Annotated in this window: 19 protein-coding genes; 15 read left to right on the plus strand and 4 right to left on the minus strand. The window is 46.1% G+C overall.

Features of this window, described 5'->3' with window-relative positions; genetic code table 11:
* Nucleotides 1–867 (plus strand): IS3 family transposase (locus FGI41_RS00005; protein WP_218015208.1); only part of this gene is annotated, 867 nt, incomplete at its 5' end.
* Nucleotides 868–981: 114 nt separating this feature from the next.
* Here the strand turns inward: FGI41_RS00005 and FGI41_RS00010 are convergent.
* The gene (locus FGI41_RS00010; protein ID WP_139487872.1) at nucleotides 982–1,416 is read right to left on the minus strand and encodes an SRPBCC family protein; all 435 of its coding nucleotides are present in this window, start codon (nucleotides 1,414–1,416) and stop codon (nucleotides 982–984) included.
* 340 nt (nucleotides 1,417–1,756) lie between these two features.
* Here FGI41_RS00010 and FGI41_RS00015 point away from each other — a divergent pair, with 340 nt between their 5' ends.
* From FGI41_RS00015 to FGI41_RS00030, 4 genes are all read left to right on the plus strand, one after another.
* Complete coding sequence (locus tag FGI41_RS00015) at nucleotides 1,757–2,860, plus strand: GerAB/ArcD/ProY family transporter (RefSeq protein WP_139487873.1); 1,104 nt, start codon at nucleotides 1,757–1,759, stop codon at nucleotides 2,858–2,860.
* A 167-nt stretch (nucleotides 2,861–3,027) separates the two neighbouring features.
* On the plus strand, nucleotides 3,028–3,612 hold the full coding sequence (locus FGI41_RS00020; protein WP_139487874.1) for a hypothetical protein: 585 nt from the start codon (nucleotides 3,028–3,030) through the stop codon (nucleotides 3,610–3,612).
* A gap of 193 nt (nucleotides 3,613–3,805) precedes the next feature.
* Entirely contained in the window at nucleotides 3,806–4,387 is a 582-nt protein-coding gene (locus FGI41_RS00025; RefSeq protein WP_176560042.1) for a TetR/AcrR family transcriptional regulator, read from the plus strand.
* 124 nt (nucleotides 4,388–4,511) lie between these two features.
* Nucleotides 4,512–5,990: an aminotransferase class I/II-fold pyridoxal phosphate-dependent enzyme gene (locus FGI41_RS00030; protein WP_139487876.1), complete on the plus strand. Its 1,479-nt coding sequence runs from the start codon at nucleotides 4,512–4,514 to the stop codon at nucleotides 5,988–5,990.
* Between the two features lie 89 nt (nucleotides 5,991–6,079).
* Here FGI41_RS00030 and FGI41_RS00035 read toward each other — a convergent pair whose 3' ends face one another.
* Both FGI41_RS00035 and pdxR read right to left on the minus strand, forming a co-directional pair.
* On the minus strand, nucleotides 6,080–7,690 hold the full coding sequence (locus FGI41_RS00035) for a nitrite/sulfite reductase (RefSeq protein WP_139487877.1): 1,611 nt from the start codon (nucleotides 7,688–7,690) through the stop codon (nucleotides 6,080–6,082).
* 190 nt (nucleotides 7,691–7,880) lie between these two features.
* Nucleotides 7,881–9,341, minus strand: coding sequence for a MocR-like pyridoxine biosynthesis transcription factor PdxR (gene pdxR, locus FGI41_RS00040; protein ID WP_139487878.1), 1,461 nt, complete (start codon nucleotides 9,339–9,341; stop codon nucleotides 7,881–7,883).
* Nucleotides 9,342–9,614: 273 nt separating this feature from the next.
* On the opposite strand from pdxR, the gene FGI41_RS00045 reads away from it, so the two are divergent.
* From FGI41_RS00045 to FGI41_RS00075, 7 genes are all read left to right on the plus strand, one after another.
* On the plus strand, nucleotides 9,615–10,658 hold the full coding sequence (locus FGI41_RS00045) for an aldo/keto reductase (RefSeq protein ID WP_139487879.1): 1,044 nt from the start codon (nucleotides 9,615–9,617) through the stop codon (nucleotides 10,656–10,658).
* Nucleotides 10,659–10,933: 275 nt separating this feature from the next.
* Complete coding sequence (gene qoxA / locus FGI41_RS00050) at nucleotides 10,934–11,827, plus strand: cytochrome aa3 quinol oxidase subunit II (protein WP_139487880.1); 894 nt, start codon at nucleotides 10,934–10,936, stop codon at nucleotides 11,825–11,827.
* Nucleotides 11,828–11,880: 53 nt separating this feature from the next.
* Nucleotides 11,881–13,824, plus strand: a complete 1,944-nt coding sequence (gene qoxB, locus FGI41_RS00055; RefSeq protein WP_139487881.1) for a cytochrome aa3 quinol oxidase subunit I — start codon at nucleotides 11,881–11,883, stop codon at nucleotides 13,822–13,824.
* A gap of 3 nt (nucleotides 13,825–13,827) precedes the next feature.
* Nucleotides 13,828–14,424 carry a cytochrome (ubi)quinol oxidase subunit III gene (locus FGI41_RS00060; protein WP_139487882.1) on the plus strand — a complete coding sequence of 199 codons (597 nt, stop codon included), beginning with the start codon at nucleotides 13,828–13,830 and terminating at the stop codon, nucleotides 14,422–14,424.
* A 2-nt stretch (nucleotides 14,425–14,426) separates the two neighbouring features.
* Nucleotides 14,427–14,711 (plus strand): cytochrome aa3 quinol oxidase subunit IV, encoded by a 285-nt coding sequence (qoxD, locus tag FGI41_RS00065; RefSeq protein WP_139487883.1) that lies wholly within the window; start codon nucleotides 14,427–14,429, stop codon nucleotides 14,709–14,711.
* 18 nt (nucleotides 14,712–14,729) lie between these two features.
* Nucleotides 14,730–15,512: a phosphatase PAP2 family protein gene (locus FGI41_RS00070; RefSeq protein WP_139487884.1), complete on the plus strand. Its 783-nt coding sequence runs from the start codon at nucleotides 14,730–14,732 to the stop codon at nucleotides 15,510–15,512.
* A 247-nt stretch (nucleotides 15,513–15,759) separates the two neighbouring features.
* Nucleotides 15,760–16,044 (plus strand): hypothetical protein, encoded by a 285-nt coding sequence (locus FGI41_RS00075; RefSeq protein WP_139487885.1) that lies wholly within the window; start codon nucleotides 15,760–15,762, stop codon nucleotides 16,042–16,044.
* Nucleotides 16,045–16,070: 26 nt separating this feature from the next.
* Here FGI41_RS00075 and FGI41_RS00080 read toward each other — a convergent pair whose 3' ends face one another.
* Entirely contained in the window at nucleotides 16,071–16,418 is a 348-nt protein-coding gene (locus FGI41_RS00080) for a VOC family protein (RefSeq protein WP_139487886.1), read from the minus strand.
* Nucleotides 16,419–16,591: 173 nt separating this feature from the next.
* Here FGI41_RS00080 and FGI41_RS00085 point away from each other — a divergent pair, with 173 nt between their 5' ends.
* From FGI41_RS00085 to FGI41_RS00095, 3 genes are read left to right on the plus strand one after another with little or no spacing between them, the layout of a single operon-like run.
* The gene (locus FGI41_RS00085; protein ID WP_139487887.1) at nucleotides 16,592–18,142 is read left to right on the plus strand and encodes a spore germination protein; all 1,551 of its coding nucleotides are present in this window, start codon (nucleotides 16,592–16,594) and stop codon (nucleotides 18,140–18,142) included.
* A gap of 12 nt (nucleotides 18,143–18,154) precedes the next feature.
* Nucleotides 18,155–19,258 carry a GerAB/ArcD/ProY family transporter gene (locus FGI41_RS00090; protein ID WP_139487888.1) on the plus strand — a complete coding sequence of 368 codons (1,104 nt, stop codon included), beginning with the start codon at nucleotides 18,155–18,157 and terminating at the stop codon, nucleotides 19,256–19,258.
* A complete protein-coding gene (locus tag FGI41_RS00095; protein ID WP_139487889.1) occupies nucleotides 19,255–19,989 on the plus strand; it encodes a Ger(x)C family spore germination protein in 735 nt (244 codons plus the stop codon). Before FGI41_RS00090 ends, FGI41_RS00095 begins: the two co-directional genes overlap by 4 nt.
* The last annotated feature ends 206 nt before the right edge of the window (nucleotides 19,990–20,195 follow it).

Genomic DNA, 20,195 nt, shown 5'->3' on the forward strand with positions numbered 1-20,195 from the left:
TCGGGAGGTGTGCAAGAGAAACAGCTAGTTGTCGACGCTCTAAAGGAGCAGATTCCCATTGTGGAATTATGCCGTTTTCTTGGCATTTCTCGAAGCGGATACTATCAATATGTAAGACGACAAAAGGTGATTCGTGATCAAGAGCTTTCCGCTCGTATCCAAGCCATTTATCTGAAGAGACACAAGCAATATGGATATCGACGGATTCAGGCTGAACTCCAGCGCGAAGGTTGGGTTGTGAATCATAAGAAAGTTCTACGTTTGATGCAAGAGATGGGGATTCGATCCATTATTCGTGTGAAACGTAAGTCAAATCCACAAGGAGATGGCTCTGTACCAAGAGTGGCGGAGAATCTATTGCAACGTAATTTTACGGCCAAAGCACCTACTGAAAAATGGGTAACCGATATTACACAATACGCAGTTGCCGATACGTGGCTGTACCTTTCAGCAATTAAAGATTTGTGTACCAAAGAGATCGTAGCATACCAGGTGGCCTTCCGTAACGATACAACACTTGTATTAAATACCTTCAAGAAAGCTTTTGAAAATCAAAAAGACGTGACTGGCTTGATCGTTCACAGCGATCAGGGATGCCAATACACGTCTTATGCGTACCAAGACATGCTGGCGAAGGTTGGCGCCCAAATCAGCATGTCTCGCCGCGGCAATTGTCATGACAATGCCGCTATAGAGAGTTTCTTCTCACATTTAAAAGCAGAAGCACTCTATCCTTATCATATATCAACAGTTGATGAGCTACAAAGGAGAATTGAGGAATATATCCGTTTTTACAATGAAGAGCGTCTGCAAATCAAATTAAACAAGCTGACCCCTATAGAATACAGGCGTCAGCTTGCGGCCTAACGGCCGGGGTTTTTCTTACTGTCTACAAAATAGGGTCTTGACCAGTAATGCGAGTCAGGGGCTTTTTTGTGGGGGGTGAAGGCTTAGGTGAAAAACAGAGACAACCCCAAAAACCTACTTTCTCTCCGCAATCTCCTTAATCTTATCCAACAGCCCCTTTATCATCGCATCCGAATGCTGGTACCCTTCCTCGCTCGCATACCCCTTTTGCGTCCACGAAAGCACGGTCTGGTGATCCTCAGCCTGACTCAGCTCATATGTAATTTCAGAGTAATTTTCAGGCTTGTCTTCCACACCGGAAAAATTGCTCCAGTAGCTGTAGACGATTTTTTCTTCGGGTACATTTGTCAGGATGGTACCATGGTCACGATATTCTTTGCCTTCATATTCTCCAGTGAATACGATCTCACTGCCTTCTTTCCAATCTGTGGTCGTATCGGTGCCGAAGAGATATTCCTTGATCTTTGCAGGTTCGGTTAATACGCTCCAAACAGCTGTTGGAGTGGCGGTAATGGTGATCGAGCGTGATACGGTCAGGTCGTTTCTCAATGTAGTTCCTCCTAGTAGATGCAGATGGTAATGGTATTCACCAAATATTACTGGATTTCCTGTTTATACAAATACAGCATTCTATTAATTTACCGTAATACAACTATCTATTTATGTTGGCTGTTTGAAAAGGGTGAGGGTGAAGGAGGGGGAAAAAACAGTAGCCTCTTGATTTTAGATGGGGAAGACCTTGGCTTGCGGTATTGCGAGTCAGGGTCTTTTTTTGTGAGGGTATGGGGATGGTTGGGGTTGGAAAAAATTCAGGTAGGACAGGTAGACCAAACCAAATCAAATCAAATCATTTTCGTCCTGGGGGTAGGAGTTTGATTGGAGGAAACAAATGCGGACAGCCCAACCAAAACATATTTCTCTGATTGAACTGTTTGGGTTCGTGATTCAAACAGTCATAGGGATTGGTGTATTGTCGTTACCCTATACCATATTTTCTGAATCAAAAACAGATGCCTGGATCTCCGTTTTATTAGCTGGTTTCGTATCTTCTATTAATATATGGGTGATTTTGAGATTGTCCCGTAAATTTCCATCGTTACATTTGTATGAATACTTACCTGTATTGCTTGGAAAATACCTGTCGAAGATCGTAACAGTAGGATATATCCTCTTTTTCTTGTCCATTTCCTATCTGATCTTGATCATTTTCGGCGGTACTATTTCAAAATGGGTACTCCCCAGAACTCCGCCTTGGGCCATTTACTTCCTTCTTGTTGCAACCAGTATTTATTTAGCTAGAGAAAACCTGAATGTCATTGCCAGATTTTGTTTATTAACAAGTGTTATTTTTCCTGTACTCATCGGTCTCATGCTCGTACCACTCATAAACAGTAATTTTTTATATCTATTTCCAATTGGTCAAACTGAATTCGAATCCATCATCAATGGAGCCAGAAAAACTACTTTTTCCATCATTGGTTATGAACTCTTACTGATTATTTATCCTTATGTAAGTGGAAGTGATAAAAATATTATAAAAGTCACGTATCTATCCTATTTATTTGTAACCATTTTTTATTGCTTTTTGGTATTGACCTCTGTCGTTTTTTTCTCAAGTGGAGAGTTAGGGCAGATTCCAGAACCGATTTTATATATGTTAAAATCTTTTTCTTTCAGAGTGATTGAACGGATTGACCTACTATTCTTATCCATATGGATTGTAGCTGTGATCACCTCTTTTGTGAATTATTTGTATGCTGCGTCTGTTGGTATGAAGCACCTGTTTCGTCAGACAGATCATAAAAAAGCAGCTTTATTCGGTGGGGCTGTTTGCTTTTGTCTCGCTTTATATCCATTGGACCCGTTTGTGTTAAAGGATATTAATGATTACATATCCAAAGCAGCACTCGTTTTTGTTTCCGCGGTGCCGTTCATCCTCTTGTTGATCTCCTACTTTATTAAAAATAGGGTGGATGAAAAGATGAGTGAGTAAGAAGTGACTCCCGGCCGGAGATGAATGAACATTTGATCCGCTATGGTTCAAGTAGATACAGCAGATGCCAAGACCCAAGTTTTCGTGACTTGGTTTTTGGCGTTCTCCTAGAATCATATTAGTAACGAATGAATATTTTTAGAGATAAAGTAACCAGGAGGATTACCATGCATAACGTCGTTTCAGCCGATCCCTTCACACGCTTCCTACAGGGGATTCATTTCAAAGGGAGCCTTTTTCCCTTTTCCATACCTATACCGCTTCCTCACATGACCCGTGTGACAGCAGAAAGCAGAGAGACGACAGATTCATGGCTTCCGTCCACCCTTTACATGTATATGCAACGAGTTATCTCACGCCCTGAGACAACCGATATTGCCATTTTAGATACAGTAGATGCAGTAAATACAGATAAGCGAAAAACGATTCATCAACAATTCGAAGAACAGGTGACCCGCACACCAGACAAGCCAGCCCTCTCAGGCGAGGGGAATACGATCACGTACCGCGAATTGAATGCGCGGGCGAATCTGGGCAATGAGGCGTATCAGACGGAGATGGATAACCTGCTGCTCCATGGCAATCCATTTTCTACCAGTCGCCCGACGATGATCGAAGTCGCCAATGATAAGACACTGTGCCTATTGGAACGATGCGGCTTCCAATGGTCTGCCGTCACCAAAGAGCAGATCGGGATGATGCTTGGGCATGGCAGAGAAGCAGGCTTTTTTGGGAGCACCGTAGAGTCGTAATAGAATTAATACCTATCGTGAAGGGAACCGCTTGTAGAGCCTATCCGACGTGTGTCTGGTAGGCTCTTTTTATACTCCCGCGATGTTGCCCCGCTGGGATCGTGCGAAGGAGGTAACGAATATGATATCGTGTACGTAATATAAGTAGGCTATATAAGGATAGAACGATCAGCATTCAATGGAGGAAACGGTCATGCGTCAGGGTAAAGACAAAATTCTTGAAACCGCTTTACAGGAATTTGCCGAAAAAGGATACGATAGAGCCAGAATCGATCTCATTGCCAAAAACGCGGGTGTGAATAAGGCGTTAATTTACTATCATTTCACAAGCAAGGACGAGCTATATACGGCGGTTATTAACGATTTATTCGGAAAAGCGGTATCCGTTTCATTCGAGCCTATCGGCACAACCGTACGAGATAAATTGCTGCAAGTCATTGAGCATTTGATTACGTTTCTTCATGAGAATCCGTATTTCGTGAAGATGATTGACCAAAGCGTCACACATGACCGGGACATTTTTCATCAAATGCATCAACAAAATATCTACTTCGATGGGTTGATTGACCTGTATCGGCAGGGTGTTGAGAACGGCGAATTCAGGAAGGTCGATCATCCTGTAGATTTCATGGTAAGTTTGCTGGGAGCTGTTTATTTTTATTTCTCTCATAACAAGGCGATGCGAAGGTTCTACGGGGATCTATCCGAAGAGGAGGTTATTTCGATTCGGAAGAACACGATACGGGAGATGATCTCCAGGCTGTTGTTTTCATGACGATGGAAAAGTGGATGGATCGATCATAGAAGAAATGGATCATCCGCCATTCCTGTCACCACTCTATAATAGATAAGCGTTCGTTCCATATACGCAACATCTTGGATAGAGAGTGGTGGGGAAGTTGTCATTATCACAATTCCATACCCCGTTATTTAGCGGTGTACGGGAACATGCAAAGCGAAATCCAGTCCAATTCCATATTCCTGGTCATAAAAAGGGGAGAGGAATGGATCCCGAGTTCCGTTCCTTTATGGGAGAGAATGCGCTCTCGATTGATCTGATCAATATCGCACCGCTGGATGATTTGCACCAGTCAAAAGGGATCATCAAGCAAGCGCAAGACTTGGCAGCAGTGGCATTTGGAGCAGATCACAGCTTTTTTTCCATACAGGGAACCAGCGGGATCATCATGACGATGATCATGTCTGTCTGTGGTCCCGGTGACAAAATCCTTGTACCGCGCAATGTGCATAAGTCGATCATGAGTGGCATTATTCTGTCTGGTGCTGTTCCTGTTTTTATTCATCCAGAGATGGACCCTGTATGGGGGGTGGCACATGGGATCACGCCAGAAGCTGTCGGGAAGGCGCTCGATCAGCATCCAGATGTAAAAGCCGTGTTAGTGATTAACCCAACCTATTTCGGCATTGCAGGAGACCTGAGAAAAGTAGTGGAAGTAGCACATGCACGCGGTATTCCCGTATTGGTAGATGAAGCGCACGGTGCCCATATCCATTTTCATGACGATCTGCCTCTGTCGGCTATGCAGGCTGGTGCCGACATGGCTGCCACAAGTATGCACAAGCTCGGCGGCTCGATGACGCAAAGCTCGATATTGAACGTAAAAGGAAGCCTTGTCTCTCCTACACGGGTCCAATCGGTATTAAGTATGCTGACGACCACATCTACTTCCTATTTGCTGCTGGCCTCACTCGACGTCGCCAGAAAACGCTTAGCCACACAAGGGACAGAATTGTTGGACAAGGCGATCCGACTGGCTGAACAGACTCGGTCTCACATCAATCAAATCGATCATCTGGCCTGTTTGGGAAACGAGATCACAGGGAGAAATGGCGTATGTGCCCTTGACCCGACCAAACTGGTGATATCCGTAAAAGGACTTGGAATCACCGGCTATGACGCGGAAAAATGGCTCAGAGAAGCCTATCACATCGAAGTGGAAATGTCGGATTTATCCAATATTTTGTGTATAGTGACACCTGCTGACCGTGCAGAAGATTTGCAATTGCTTGTCAATGCCTTGCGCGAGCTGTCATCCCTGTTCCGGCATCAGGCTGTTACACAAGAGGATGTCTCTGTGATGCTGCCAGAGATCCCCGAATTGATCATGTCACCCAGAGATGCCTTTTATGCCGAGACAGAAGTCATCCCGAGGGAAGCATCCGTCGGAAGAATTATCGCCGAATTTGTGATGGTGTATCCGCCGGGGATTCCTATTTTCATTCCAGGTGAAGTGATTACAGAAGCCAATCTGACCTACACCCAAAAGAACATCGAAGCGGGTCTTCCAGTTCAAGGCGCCGAGGATGTGGAGCTGAAATCATTACGGGTCATAAAAGAATCATTTGCTGGTAAATAGACGGGATAGACCGTAACTCATGAATCAATCTGGAACCAAAAAGAACACACGCCCTGAGACGAATGATACATCTCAGAGCGTGTGTTTTTTTATGATACTAAAACCCGTTCAAACTCTTGCTGGAAGGCATCGATGCCGACACGCAGGTAGAATTGGTGGAAGCTCTCTTCAGCCGAACGATTCTCCTTATAAAACAGGATCAACCGCTCCAAGGCAGAGTGAATCTGACTCGCCTCGACCTTGCCCTTGAGACGCTGGTTGAATTGGGCATTGGGGCCAAGTGTACCCCCGATGGAGATCTCGAAGGCTTCCTTCATACCGTCTGCGGTCTTGATGAGCACACCTTGCAGACCGATATCTGCGATTTGTTTTTGACCGCAGGCATTCGGGCAACCGACAAAATTAATGTAGATATCCTCGTCCAGCTCCACATTCTGATCCAGGTACTCGGCAACCGAGCGTGCTCTGGCCTTGGTCTCGACGATGGCTAAGTTGCAGAATTCACTGCCCGTGCAGGAGATGGTGCGGCTTAGAAAGCGGCTCGGAGTAGGGGAGAGGCGCTGGAAAATGTCGTGGCTCAGTACCTCATCCACCTTGTCGCTTGGGATGTTGGGCAGGATCACATTTTGGGAGATCGTCGTGCGGAGCGAACCGTTCCCATATGCTTCGGAAAGCCGGGCCAGCTCGATGAATTCGGAACCGCTCAGGCGACCGATCGGTACGTTCAGCCCTATGTATGCGAGACCCTCTTGTTTCTGTGGATGCACCCCGTCAAAATAAGCACCCTGCCACCCAATCACTTTGTCCTCTCCACGCTCAGGCAACGGCCCAATCTGCTCCTGCAGCACTTGAAGAAACTTGTCCGGTCCCCAGTCCGCCATCAGGAATTTCAGGCGGGCATGGTGGCGCTTCTCCCGATATCCATAATCGCGGAAGATGGTAGTTACCCCGATGGCCACCTTCAGGACTTCATCAGGTCTGACGAAGATGTTCAACGGCTTTGCTAAATATGGCTTCGCGGAGAGACCACCGCCTACCAGCACGTGAAACCCGACTGTCTCTTGACCATCGATGATTTTGGTCGCAGGGATAAAAGCGAGGTCCTGGATTTCGGCGTGACCGCTGTTGTAGATATTGGAAGAGATACTCATTTTATATTTGCGTGGCAGATTAGAGAAGTCCCGATTGAGGACGAAGAAATCGTTCACTTGCTTGACGATCTCCGTCGTATCGATCAGTTCATCCGGGTCAATCCCGGCCAGCGGATTTCCGACGATCGCACGCGGGCAATCCCCACAAGCCTCGAAGGAATACAGGCCGACTTCTTCCAAGCGGTTAAAAATATCGGGGATATTCTCTACATCCAGCCAGTGGAATTGGATCGACTGCCGGGTGGTAATGTCCATCAGGTTTTCGCCGTAGAGCTGAGAGATTTCGCCCAATGCGCGTGCCTGCCGGGACGTCAAGATCCCGGAAGGAATACGAATCCGCATCATGAAATGCCCGTCTTTTGGCTTTTGCTCGTAGACACCTGCCCACTTGAACCGGTTCATTTCATCTTCGGGGATCGAACCATATCCCTCTTTGGAGTATTTTTCGATGATGGTGCGGATGATATCGAGTCCGTCTTTCTCCAGCTTTTGCAGCTCCACCTTGTGCAGCTTGGATGGATCAGCGGCCCAGATTGCCTCATATGACATGGTGAATCCTCCTTTTTCGTGTGTTAATCCACACTAAATGACTTGGTTTAGTCGGATATTACATACCCTTAGTATTCAAGATCAACAGGGAAAAGGGATGATCCACTTTGGAAAAAGAATCCTCATCCACTTGATGGGCAGGTTGGACTGGATGGGCATAGCAAAAACCCGATTCCTAAGTGGAAGCGGGTCATACTTCAGGGCGGGACGATGCTTCGATACATCTATCAATGGCATGTTTGAGACGGATGATTCCCTGATGAATCAGGTCATCCTCTGTCCGACCGAATGTGAGGCGAAAATGTCCTTTTTCCGATCCTAATAAGTTACCAGGAACAAACACAACGCCTTCCTTTAATGCCTCTTCCAGCAGCTTGTATTCATTCAACTCCTGTGTAAGCGTACACCACAGATGAATCCCACCCTCGGGGATGTCGAAGGTCACATAGTCTGACAATTCCTGCTGTAGGGAGGAGACCATGATGTCTCTTTTTTTGTGCAGCTTTCTTTTGAGCAGGTCGATGTGATCGGCGAAGGAATCAGAACGGAGGTATTCCGCCACCACCCATTGGGAAAAGCTGCTGTGTCCAAAATCAATCAATTGTTTGGCATCGGCAAGCCGTTTGATGACATTCTCAGGGCCGATGACCCAGCCGATCCGAAGTCCGGATGCGACGATTTTGGATAAGGAGCTGATATAGAGGACGGTACCGTTGCGGTCCAACGATTTTAAGGCGGCTGTCTGCAAGGACTCGTCAAAGGGAGTCAAGCTGTACGGATCGTCTTCCACAACAGGAATCCCCAGCTCTGTCGCAATGTCGAGGATTTTTACTCGGTCTTCATAGGGTTGCAGCACCCCTGTGGGATTCTGAAAGATCGGATTGAGGAACACCATTTTGATCCTGTGTTTTTTGTATAAGGTTCGGATTTCTTCTGGATCAATCCCATTACGGCTGACAGGGAGAGGGTAGGTACGGATGCCCGCTGATTTGAAGATCGGTAACGAATACGCATAGGATGGATCTTCAATCGCAACCGAATCCCCCGGCTTGAGCAGGCATTGAATAATGAGATGCAAGGCTTGCTGGGCACCGGATGTGATCAGGATCGACTGGCTGGTACACTCGATTTTTTTGTAGTCATGCAGATGCTCCGCGATCCCTTCCCGCAGTGAAAGGTTGCCTTGTGGATGCTCATATCCAAGCGAACTCGTAAATACGTTCTGGGAAAGAATTCGGCGCAGTGATTCGTAGGGGAGAATATCAGGAGCCAGTTCACCACTTGCAAAATTAATCAAATTCCGCTCATGGATTTCCTCCCGGATATGCTGAGAGAGCGGCAGATTGGGCAGAAACGAACCGCTTTCTACATAGACACTCCAGTCGGGAATCCGGTTACGCGCCAAGCCCCAGAGATCCTTGCTTACCTTGGTGCCGCTGCCTTTGATCCGTTCGACGATGCCTTTGGAGTGCAGGATATCATAGGCGACGATGATCGTCCCTCTGTTGACATTCAAGTTTTTTGCCAGAGAGCGTTCGGACGGCAGCACGCTTCCCGGCGGATATTCGCCATACATGATCCGCTTTTCAATAAAATCAGCGATTTGTTGATAGACAGGGATGTCACTGTCTCGGTCTGGTTTCCATTCCATTGGGTTCACCTTGCTACGCGGCTGATAACGATTGCCTGTCTGTATGTTTCGGACAAATTATAACCGAAATTATCGGTGGACATACCCTGTGGTTTTGTCATCTTATTGAACATCATCACCGTCTGTGTCCCGATTGGGGTGGATGGGTCAAGTGGATCATCCAGCGGTTTTGGAATTGGATCATTTCTTTCTTGATAAAGTTTTGCAAGATAGATAGCGAAGCCGGTCCATCCGGCTGTAGATGCTTTTCTGTCAAGAAGGGAGAGATTTGTGATGAAATACAGAACAATGGCAGGGACGAACATTCAAGTATCGGAGATTGGCTTTGGGGTCTGGTCGGTCGCTACCAAGTGGTGGGGTGTAACCGATACCGGACTTGCGAAAAAGCTGCTCCGTTCGGCTTATGAGGATTATGGAATTACCTTTTTCGATACAGCAGACGTCTATGCACAAGGGTGGGGCGAAACGATTCTCGCCGAGACCTTTTCCGATATCCGTGACAAAATCGTGATCGGGACAAAGTTTGGCTATGACATCTATAATCTCCCAGGTGAAAGGCAAGGTCACTCCGAGCTGCCGCAGAACTGGAGCAAGGAACATATCATCTATGCGTGTGAACAGAGCCTAAGACGCTTGGGAACCGAGACGATTGATTTATACCAGCTGCATAATCCGCGGATGGACGCACTGTGCAAGGATGAAGTCACAGAAGCACTCGAACGGCTGAAGGAAGCTGGGAAAATCCGCGAGTACGGTGCAGCCATCGGGCCTGATATCGGCTGGAAGGACGAAGCCATCGCAGCCATTACCAATCCGGGCGTAAAAGGTGTCCAGATCATCAACAATATCGTGGAGCAAGAGCCGGCACGCGACCTTTTTACGGTGGCGGACAGGGAAGAGCGTTCATTGATTGTACGTGTCCCACATGCGTCCGGTCTGCTGGACGGCACGTATGATCCGCAAAAACATTTTGATAAGACGGATCACCGCAATCACCGTCCATTGGAGTGGATGAAAGCCGGGATGGAAGTGGTCGAACATCTGAAATCATACCAGATGTTCAACAGTGAGCATCGTACCCTTGGTCAATTGGCCATCCAGTTCTCGCTATATCGTCCATCTGTCATTACGGTGCTGCCTAACTTTACAAGTGAGGCGAATTTGAAAGAGTTTGCTGCAGCCAGCGAGACAGCGCCTCTGACGGATGCAGAATTCCAGCTGATCGATTCACTGTGGACAGGTGGCTACCATGCACGGCTTGCCCAGCATATGTCCGATTCTACGAACAAACCGACGCCAACCCTGCATCATACCTAGGCGGCAAGCTGACGGTCGTGAAGTGGATGGGTCACTACTCGACGAAGTGGCTCATCCAAAACGATACGGCCAAAGACTATAATCAATTTCGCGGGAAGGATACAGAGCCCATCCGGGTTGAAACGATGGGCTGCTGTATTCGGAATGTATCCCGAAGTGAGGATCAGTGAGAAGTTCAGTTCACACTTGTAACTAGCAAGATTCTTTCATTCATGAACAATTTGTGAATTATTTCACAAAGTTATGTTGCTATGACATAAGAAAGGGGTGCCATCATGGCAAAGATATGGTCACTGCTCATCCTTATTTTTACGACTATGACGATGATGACCGGCTGTGACAGCAAGCTGGCGGTTTTGGATCCAAAAGGGCCGCAAGCCGCGACGCAAGCCCATGATATTCTCTTATCCATCTATATCATGTCGTTTATTGTCATCGTCGTTTTCGGATTTCTCGTCTATATGTTGATCAAGTATCGTGCTTCGAAACAAAGGGAAGATTATGAACCGCCTCACATCGAAGGCAGTGCCGTCGTGGAAGCGATTTGTGTTGGGATTCCGGTATTAATCGTGATCTATCTCTCAATTGTATCGGTTCAAAGCAACTATAAAGTAGAGGCTACACCACAGGGATACGAAGACAAAGCACCCTTGATCATATACGCATCGTCCTCGAACTGGAAATGGCATTTCAGTTACCCGGAGGAAGGGATCGAAACCGTCAACTACCTGTACATCCCAACTGATCGCGCACTGGAATTCAAGCTTTACTCATACGGACCGATCACCAGCTTCTGGATTCCGCAGCTAGGCGGTCAAAAATACGCGATGTCTGACATGGTGACCACCCTGCATCTGGCTGCGGATGTTCCCGGTGAATACATGGGACGCAATGCCAACTTCAACGGCAGGGGCTTTGCCGAGAATACGTTCCATGTCCAAGCGATGTCGGAAGCCGAATTCGCCGAATGGATCAAAGAGGTGAAAGAAACGGCCGAGCCTCTGACAGAAGAAACCTTCGAAGCGTTACTCGCACCGGGTCACGTCGGACAAGAGACCTTCACAGGAACCCATCTGGAATTCAGTCCTGCGCCAGAAGGGGAAAACAGCGGACATGATCATGGAGGAAAGGATTCTGCTGATCATTCCCAACCGACGCTACATCACTAAGCCATACCTAGTGAGTAGGCTAAGCACTCTATTTCGAAAGGAGTTCAAACCATATGGATTACTTTGATCGATTTGCCGTACCTCATCCAAGCTTTGGGATCTATGCATCGATGGTTGCCATTGCGTTGACCGTGATCGGGATCATCGTCGGCATCACTTACTATAAAAAATGGGGTTATCTCTGGCGTGAGTGGTTAACGACCGTGGATCACAAACGGATTGGGATCATGTATTTGATCTCTGCCTTATTAATGCTGTTCCGGGGTGGAGTAGACGCGATCCTGATGCGTGCCCAACTGGCCGTGCCGGAAAATACGCTCTTGGATGCCCAGCACTACAACGAAATTTTTACAACCCACGGGATCGTCATGATCATCTTTATGGCAATGCCATTCATCATGGCCTTCATGAACGTTGTCGTTCCGCTTCAGATCGGGGCGCGTGACGTGGCGTTTCCCCGGTTGAACGCTCTCAGCTTCTGGCTATTCTTCATGGGAGCGATGCTGCTTAACATCTCCTTCGTCATCGGGGGTTCACCTGATGCGGGTTGGTCCTCATATTTCCCGTTAGCCAGCAATGAATTCAGTGAATCTGTCGGTACCAACTACTATATGTTCGCCCTGCAGATCTCGGGTCTGGGTACGCTGATGACCGGGATCAACTTCATCACCACCATTCTGAAAATGAGAGCACCAGGTATGACCCTGATGAAAATGCCGATGTTCACATGGTCTGCGCTCGTTACCAATATCATCATCGTTTTCGCTTTCCCCGTCTTGACCGTGGCACTGCTCATGGGCTCGATGGATCGACTGTTTGCAACCAATTTCTTTACCACGTCAAATGGCGGGATGGACATGCTGTGGGCCAACCTGTTCTGGGTATGGGGTCATCCAGAGGTATATATCTTGGTTCTGCCAGCATTCGGGATTTACAGTGAAGTGATTTCCACCTTTGCCCGCCGCAATCTGTACGGCTACAAATCCATGGTTGCGTCCATGGTGATCATCTCACTGCTTTCCTTTTTAGTCTGGACACACCATTTCTTCACGATGGGGCAGGGGGCACTGACCAACAGTATCTTCTCGATTACCACCATGGCGATTGCGGTGCCGACGGGCATCAAGATTTTTAACTGGCTGTTCACCCTTTGGCGGGGCAAGATTGTGTTTACCGTTCCGATGCTTTACTCCTTAGGGTTTATCCCGATTTTTACGATTGGCGGGGTGACCGGGGTGATGCTCGGCTTGTCTGCTGCTGACTATCAGTACCACAACACGATGTTTCTGGTAGCGCACTTTCATTTGGTGATTATTCCGGGTGTCGTCTTCGCGATGCTGGCTGGTCTCACCTACTATTGGCCAAAAATGTTCGGCTTCATGCTCAATGAACGGATCGGCAAATGGGCGTTCTGGTTCATCTCCATCAGTACTTGTGTCGCATTTTTCCCGATGTTTTTGTCCGGATTGGATGGACAGGCACGCCGGATGTATACCTACTCAGAAGCGACTGGGTTTGGTTTTTGGAACATGGTTTCGTTCATCGGAGCGATGGGGCTTGCGGTAGGTTTTGCCTTGATCGTCTACAACGTCTATTACAGCGCCCGCTATGCATCAAGAGAGATCGGTTCCGATCCGTGGGATGCACGCTCTCTGGAGTGGGCTACTCATAATCCCGTGCCCGCGTACAATTTTGCGATTGTGCCACATGTTGCTTCCACCGAAGCCTTTTGGGATTCGAAGAAAAAAGGGCATGTGCTGTTCCCTGGGGATTACGCCAAAATCCATATGCCCAATAACAGCGGTGTGCCGTTTGTGATGAGCAGTATCTTTTTCGTCTGGGGCTTTTCCTTTGTCTTTGGGATGTGGATTCCTGTCATCTTGACCACCATCGGCATCTTTGCCTGCATGGCACACCGTTCGTGGGAAGAGGATCATGGACACTATCTTTCTGTAGAAGAGATTGAACGGACAGAAGAACAATTGCGAGGTGCGTAACCTATGAAAATCGATCACACCGTACCGTTGGAATATAGCACGGAAGAAAACCGCATCAAGATCGTAGGCTTTTGGATTTTTCTGGGTGCGGAGATCATGCTTTTTGCGACGCTGTTTGCCTCTTATTTCACTTTGGTTGAACGTACAGGGAGTGGCCCGGCTGGAAGCGATATTTTTGATATCACGCCTGTCCTCATCGAAACCATTGTACTGTTAACGAGCAGCTTTACCATTGGTCTGGGTATCCATGCGATGCGGATCGGGAAGCTGATGGCGATGCTGTCCTTTTTTGCCGTCACACTTGCACTGGGTGCAGGGTTTCTCGGGGTTGAGATTTACGAGTTTCTTCATTATATCCACGTCGGGGCTGGCTTGCAGACCAGTGCATTTACCGCGATCTTGCTGACGACCCTAGGTACCCACGGAGCACACGTCACATTTGGACTGTTCTGGGGGATCATGATTGTCTGGCAAATCAAGAAACGCGGATTGACTCCAGAAAACGCGAATAAATCGTTCATCTTCTCACTGTATTGGCACTTTCTGGACGTGGTGTGGATCTTCATCTTCAGCTTCATCTACCTGAAAGGAATGATGTAACCATGAACGAACTGTTCCCGCTCAAACAGGTGATGGGCTTTGTGGTATCACTGGTTCTGACTGTGGTTGCTCTTCTGGTCTACTTTTTGGATATGACATTTGCCAGAGGGATCGCGATCCTCCTCATCACGGCGTTTTTACAGGCTGGTCTTCAGCTGGTCGTGTTTATGCATGCCGGCGAGACTGAGGATAAAGGAGCGATCTACACGAACATCTACTATGGACTGATTATTGCGCTCGTTACGATCTTCGGTACGCTGCTGTGTATGATCTGGGGATATGAATAGGAAAGAGAGTGGAAAATAATGATGAAAATAAAGCTTTTACTCACGAGTGTGGTTGGAATGAGCTTGCTCCTAACCGCATGTAATGCAGCAGAAACGGGATTAGGCTGGAAACATGAAAACCCCGCAGCACCAACAGCAGGCAGTTGGAAAGTGGTTGAATTTCCGGATGGAAGCAAGTATTCCATCGATGAACCACCTGCCAACGATTCGCCAACAACCAAAAAGGAGCTTGAGGAGCTCCGAACACTTGCAGAGAACCGAAGTGAGGAAGATATCGAGGTGATCAGAAGATGGTCCAGTGAAATTACCGGTCCGAACACGAACTGGGCTGCTGTCACAGAGCAAATGCTCAAAAAATACCAGCTCGCCCCACCCGAAGCAGCCAGAATTCATCAAATTGTGAGTGGTGCAATCTACACGGCTTCTGTGGCTGCCTTTGACGAGAAGTATCATTATCTCCGCCCAAGACCGACACATCTTGATCCGAATCTGACATTGATTGATAACTTCACGGTTCCCGCACATCCAGCCTATCCATCCGCTCACGCGACAACAGGCTGGGCAGCCAGCACCGTTCTGTCCTATATTTTTCCCGATGAAAAAGAGATATTTATTGCCATGTCAAAAGAGGCTGATCTTTCAAGAAAACTCGCTGGTGTTCATTATGAAAGCGATAATGCCGCCGGGAAAAAATTGGGCCAACAAATTGCACAAGATATCATTGATGGACTAAAAGATGACAATGCGCCGCTTCAGTATCAGGAATCTGGGGAAAATCACGGGGGCGGAACTGGGCATTAAGAGCAGGCCTGGAGTCGATGCCCAATCATAGTAACTGGTATAACCTAAAAAGCGGTACCGCTTTGAGATTCACACTCTAATAATAGAAGTCACCAAAAAAATTGGCATGATCACGGCAGTCCCGTTCTTGGGAAATGGCGTGTGATCATGCCTTTTTTCTATTGCTGCTGAATGCAATACATGGTAGATTGTGGTGTTATCAATTGGTTATGAGGTCGGAGAATAGAGATGCAAGGTGGGGATATGATTGAAAGTAAAATCGTATGAGCAGTTAAAAGCCGCAATAGATGAATCCGTTGGGAAAATCTCATCTGGTTTACGACCGGCGAAGATCGTACATTTTAGTGAAATGGATAGATTAAAGGGATATATCAAACAAATAACGGTGTATCTGAAACAGACCAATATGATGGAGAGAAGGCTGGCTTTCACCTTTTTATTTACTTATACGGACATAATTTGCGAAGCGAGTTATGCTATATTGACTCTCGCAAGACCCTCAGACATCGGTACAGACCCGTTTATCTTTTAATAAAATAGCAAATGAATTACAATTCGTTATTTCTCCCAAAGCTCGATCAGTCGACCTTCAGGATCTTCAATCCAAATAAACTTTCCAAATTCGCTAGTCTCTTTTTTCTTTGCAAGAGGTACACCAATATGTTCAAGATGCTTAATAGTCTCGTCTAGATTATGTACTTGGAAATTTAACATCACTTGTTGTTCTGTTGGAAAATAACTGTCATCCTCGGTAAAGAAAGAAAAGATAGTCTCATTTCCTGATTGGGGTTTTATCACAGTCCCATTCCAATTATCTATTTCAATCTTCAACACGTCGCTGTACCATTTTTTTACAACTTCAAGATTCTTAGTTCTCCAAAATATTCCTCCGAAACCTTTTATCATCGTATCTAACTCCTGTCTGTCATCAAATTTTTAGCTATCCGATTCCATTAGATATTCGAGATTTACATGTAAGTTCCTTTTCCAACTATGCTTCCAGTGAGGGCACTCAAACCAAATCATGAATAAAAGAACTTCTGAAGAGGGGAAGATAGATGTAAAAAGGTGATAAATAAGTGAATTCACGGATCTTGCGTAACAGAAAAGTCCGTCTGGGGAAAAATAAGGCTGAAAGCCAAGTAGCCTTACCAGCATCCATTGATGAACTGATTTCTTTTATAAAGGCACAATTTGGGGAAAGTAACGATATTGTTTATCGTGATCTTATCCTGGGTGTTTCCACGATACGTGCTGTGGTTGTGTATATAGGCACATTGGCGAAAACAGATATCATCAACACTCAAATCATGGAATCTGTTTTTCGTATGGATCATGTCGATAACCCAGCAGCAGAAGAAGACCTTATGGATTTTTATGCCTTGCGGTTGTTGCCCGTAGGCAATATTTCAAAGATAGGCTCCGAGCAAGAGCTGATCGAAGTGTTGCTTGGTGGTGACACGATATTCTTTATGGACGGCTATTCCACAGCAATTGCAATCAGTACAGAGGGCTCAAAGCAACGGGCTATTTTAGAGCCGGAAGTTGAACATGAGGTTCGTGGACCGAGAGAATCGTTTGTAGAAAATATCTATACGAACATGGCCATGATCAGACGAATCATTAACAATCAGAATCTGCGATTTCTGAGTTTTAAACTAGGCGATATGACCAATACCGAAGTAACGGTTACCTATCTCTACGGTCATGCAGATCCCGAAATTGTTGCTGAAATAAAAAAAAGGTTGGATAGGATTCAATTGGATGGAATGCTGGAAAGCCTATATGTGGAAGAGTGGATTGAAGATCATCCTAATTCGGTTTTTGCCCAAATTGATCATACGGAACGACCAGACAGAGTCGCTGCGATGTTGTTAGAGGGTCGTGTCGCTATTATGGTCAACGGATCGCCATGGGTGTTAATTGTTCCGACTTTATTTGTGCAATTCTTCACTTCGAGTGGTGATTATTACACACATTACTATTTCGCAACGTTTATACGATGGATTCGGTTTGTTGCCTTTGTGTTTGCAATGATCGTGCCAGCTTTCTATATCGCGCTTATTACCATGCATCAAGAAATGATTCCCACGCCCTTGGCGCTCCGGATTGCAGGAGATCGCTCAGGAGTTCCTTTTCCGGCTATTGTCGAAGCACTGATTATGGAGTTAGCCTTTGAGATCCTGAGAGAGGCGGGCATCCGATTACCAAAGGTCGCAGGACAAGCCGTAAGCATTGTTGGTGCGTTAGTCATTGGAGAAGCTGCCGTTCAGGCTGGAATCGTCTCTCCCGTAATGGTGATCGTTGTAGCTGTTACTGGGATTTCATCCTTTGCCATTCCGCAGTTTAGTCTAGGTATGACCACGCGTATTTTGCGGTTTCCGCTGATGATTTTGGCATCGATTGCAGGCATTCCTGGCATTACGATCGCGCTCCTCGTTATTTTAACCTATATGGCATCGTTGAAGTCATTTGGTGTACCCTACCTGTCCCCAGTTGCTCCTTTTGTAAGAAAAGATGTACATGATACGTTTTTTCGGGCGCCATGGAAGAAACTATCTAAAGGAAAACATTTGTTTGGAAGAGAGAATAAAGTAGAGCAAGGAAGTGAATTTGAAACGGAGGAGTAGGAGAGCGGGCAGATGGTCATAAAATCTTACACGCCGAGTATCAGCGCAAAACAGCTTTTTCTCTTCATCGTATCAAGTCGGGTTGCTGTTATGACCATATTTTTACCAGTCATAGGGAATAGTAATGCCAAGGACGCTTGGCTTTCTTCCATTTTAGCTGGAGTGATGGGATTAGCGGTGACCTGGATCATTGTTACATTAGCTCGCATCCATCCCAATCAGACATTGGTACAAATCTGTTCATCTCTTCTGGGGAAATGGTTGGGTGGCGTATTCATTGTGATCTTCCTCTGGTTTTTTCTCCATATCAGCATCATCACGGTGAGACAATTCGCAGAAATTTTGAATAACGCACTGATGCCTGAGACACCCGTTCCATTTTTTATCCTTTATATAGAGATGGCTGTCGCTTTTTCAGTATATCGTGGGCTTGAGGCGATCCTCAGAGCCAATACCATTACCTTGGCCGTTTCATTAAACGCTATTTTCATGATTCTACTATTTGTAGCCAAAGAAATTCATATCAACACGCTTCTGCCGGTCTTAGAAGAAGGGTGGATGCCTGTGATCATGGGAAGCGTGGTTCCATTAGCCTGGCATGGAGAGATCATTTTAATTCCCATGCTCTATCCCTATGTTTCAGATAAAGAGAAAGTGCTGAGATACAGCATGTTTGCGACACTGATGAATACGTTGATCCTTGTCTTGCTTGCTATTTTTGTTGTAGGGATATTTGGACCTGATGAAGCCCTGAATTTGACCTTTCCTGTTTTCAGTTTGGCGAGAATGGTGTCGATCGCTGACTTCTTAGAGAGATTAGAAGCATTGATGGTAGCGGTATGTATGAGTATGCTCTTCATGAAATCATGTATCTATCTGTATTCAGGGGTGATTGGGGTAGGGCAATGGCTTGAGCTGAAGTCCTATCGATTCTTAATTATTCCGATGGTCACACTGTCCATGATTCTCTCCCATACGTCGTTTCAAAGTATTTCAGAGATCAAACATTTTCTTACTCCAGAGCTATTTGGGGGGTATGCTTTGACCATTAACACCTTACTCCCTACGCTGCTCCTGGTTTTATCCATTCTACAAAAAAGGAAGAAAAGCAGATGACTTCCAAACGATTCCGCCCCGTTTTCACTCTCTTGATCTTGTGGATGATCTTGCTGATAACAGGTTGTTGGAATCGAAGAGAGATTGAGGATTTGGCCTTTGTACTTGCAACAGGAATTGATAAGTCTTCGCAGGGATATTTATTAAACGTACAGGTTGCGAATGTCCCAGCCTTATCAAAAGATGGAAATAATGCTCCCACCTTTTTCACCTACACGTCAGCAGGACAAACGGTTTTTGATGCAGTACGTAAGACAACCCATACCTCGCCTAACCGATTATTCTGGGCGCATACCAAAGTCCTCGTGATTAATGAAAAGGCGGCGCAGTCTGGAATCAAACCCTATTTAGAGTTCTTTAGCCGCGATGCGGAGGAGAGAAGGAACTTTTTACTGGTCGTCTCTCCCCATAAAACCATAGACATACTCAAAGCGGATATAAAGACGGAAATCATTCCCGCATTAGCGCTAGCCAATATATTGGAAGGATATCGGTCGACTTCAACGTCCGTCAAACTGAATTTAAACGAGTTTTTTCGTATCTACCATGGATCCCAGAGTGCCCAGTTTTCAAGATGTTATGGATTGGATACAGGGTTAATGTCATTTAACTGGTGTCAGGTTTGCAACCTTGCTCTCTCCATCCATCCCGTCACTGTCTCCATTGTTAACCGATTGGAATTAACCAAAAGGCATGATCCGGCAGTCCCGTCCTTCGGGAATCGCTTGTGATCATGCTTTTTTCTTGGCAGGAGATCAGGAGTGACTGGGTAATCATCCTGAATTTTGTATGATATTGGTGATTACAGGCCAATTGATTTCACTTACAGAAAAATAAAAATGTTACAATAAATCGTTATATCGTTTACAATTATATGTATAACTATATTTAACTTATGAGTAAGAAACGACACAGGAAAAGGGTGACTAATTGATCT

It is taken from the genome of Brevibacillus dissolubilis, from assembly GCF_006170445.1.
GTDB classification, from domain to species: domain Bacteria; phylum Bacillota; class Bacilli; order Brevibacillales; family Brevibacillaceae; genus Brevibacillus_B; species Brevibacillus_B dissolubilis.

Excerpts from the sequence above, each read along its gene's own strand:
- FGI41_RS00015 (WP_139487873.1), top strand. The coding sequence starts at position 1,757 with ATGCGGACAGCCCAACCAAAACATATTTCTCTGATTGAACTGTTTGGG.
- FGI41_RS00020 (WP_139487874.1), top strand. The coding sequence starts at position 3,028 with ATGCATAACGTCGTTTCAGCCGATCCCTTCACACGCTTCCTACAGGGG.
- FGI41_RS00025 (WP_176560042.1), top strand. The coding sequence starts at position 3,806 with ATGCGTCAGGGTAAAGACAAAATTCTTGAAACCGCTTTACAGGAATTT.
- FGI41_RS00035 (WP_139487877.1), bottom strand. The coding sequence starts at position 7,690 with ATGTCATATGAGGCAATCTGGGCCGCTGATCCATCCAAGCTGCACAAG.
- pdxR (WP_139487878.1), bottom strand. The coding sequence starts at position 9,341 with ATGGAATGGAAACCAGACCGAGACAGTGACATCCCTGTCTATCAACAA.
- FGI41_RS00045 (WP_139487879.1), top strand. The coding sequence starts at position 9,615 with ATGAAATACAGAACAATGGCAGGGACGAACATTCAAGTATCGGAGATT.
- qoxA (WP_139487880.1), top strand. The coding sequence starts at position 10,934 with ATGGCAAAGATATGGTCACTGCTCATCCTTATTTTTACGACTATGACG.
- qoxB (WP_139487881.1), top strand. The coding sequence starts at position 11,881 with ATGGATTACTTTGATCGATTTGCCGTACCTCATCCAAGCTTTGGGATC.
- FGI41_RS00060 (WP_139487882.1), top strand. The coding sequence starts at position 13,828 with ATGAAAATCGATCACACCGTACCGTTGGAATATAGCACGGAAGAAAAC.
- qoxD (WP_139487883.1), top strand. The coding sequence starts at position 14,427 with ATGAACGAACTGTTCCCGCTCAAACAGGTGATGGGCTTTGTGGTATCA.
- FGI41_RS00070 (WP_139487884.1), top strand. The coding sequence starts at position 14,730 with ATGATGAAAATAAAGCTTTTACTCACGAGTGTGGTTGGAATGAGCTTG.
- FGI41_RS00080 (WP_139487886.1), bottom strand. The coding sequence starts at position 16,418 with ATGATAAAAGGTTTCGGAGGAATATTTTGGAGAACTAAGAATCTTGAA.
- FGI41_RS00090 (WP_139487888.1), top strand. The coding sequence starts at position 18,155 with ATGGTCATAAAATCTTACACGCCGAGTATCAGCGCAAAACAGCTTTTT.
- FGI41_RS00095 (WP_139487889.1), top strand. The coding sequence starts at position 19,255 with ATGACTTCCAAACGATTCCGCCCCGTTTTCACTCTCTTGATCTTGTGG.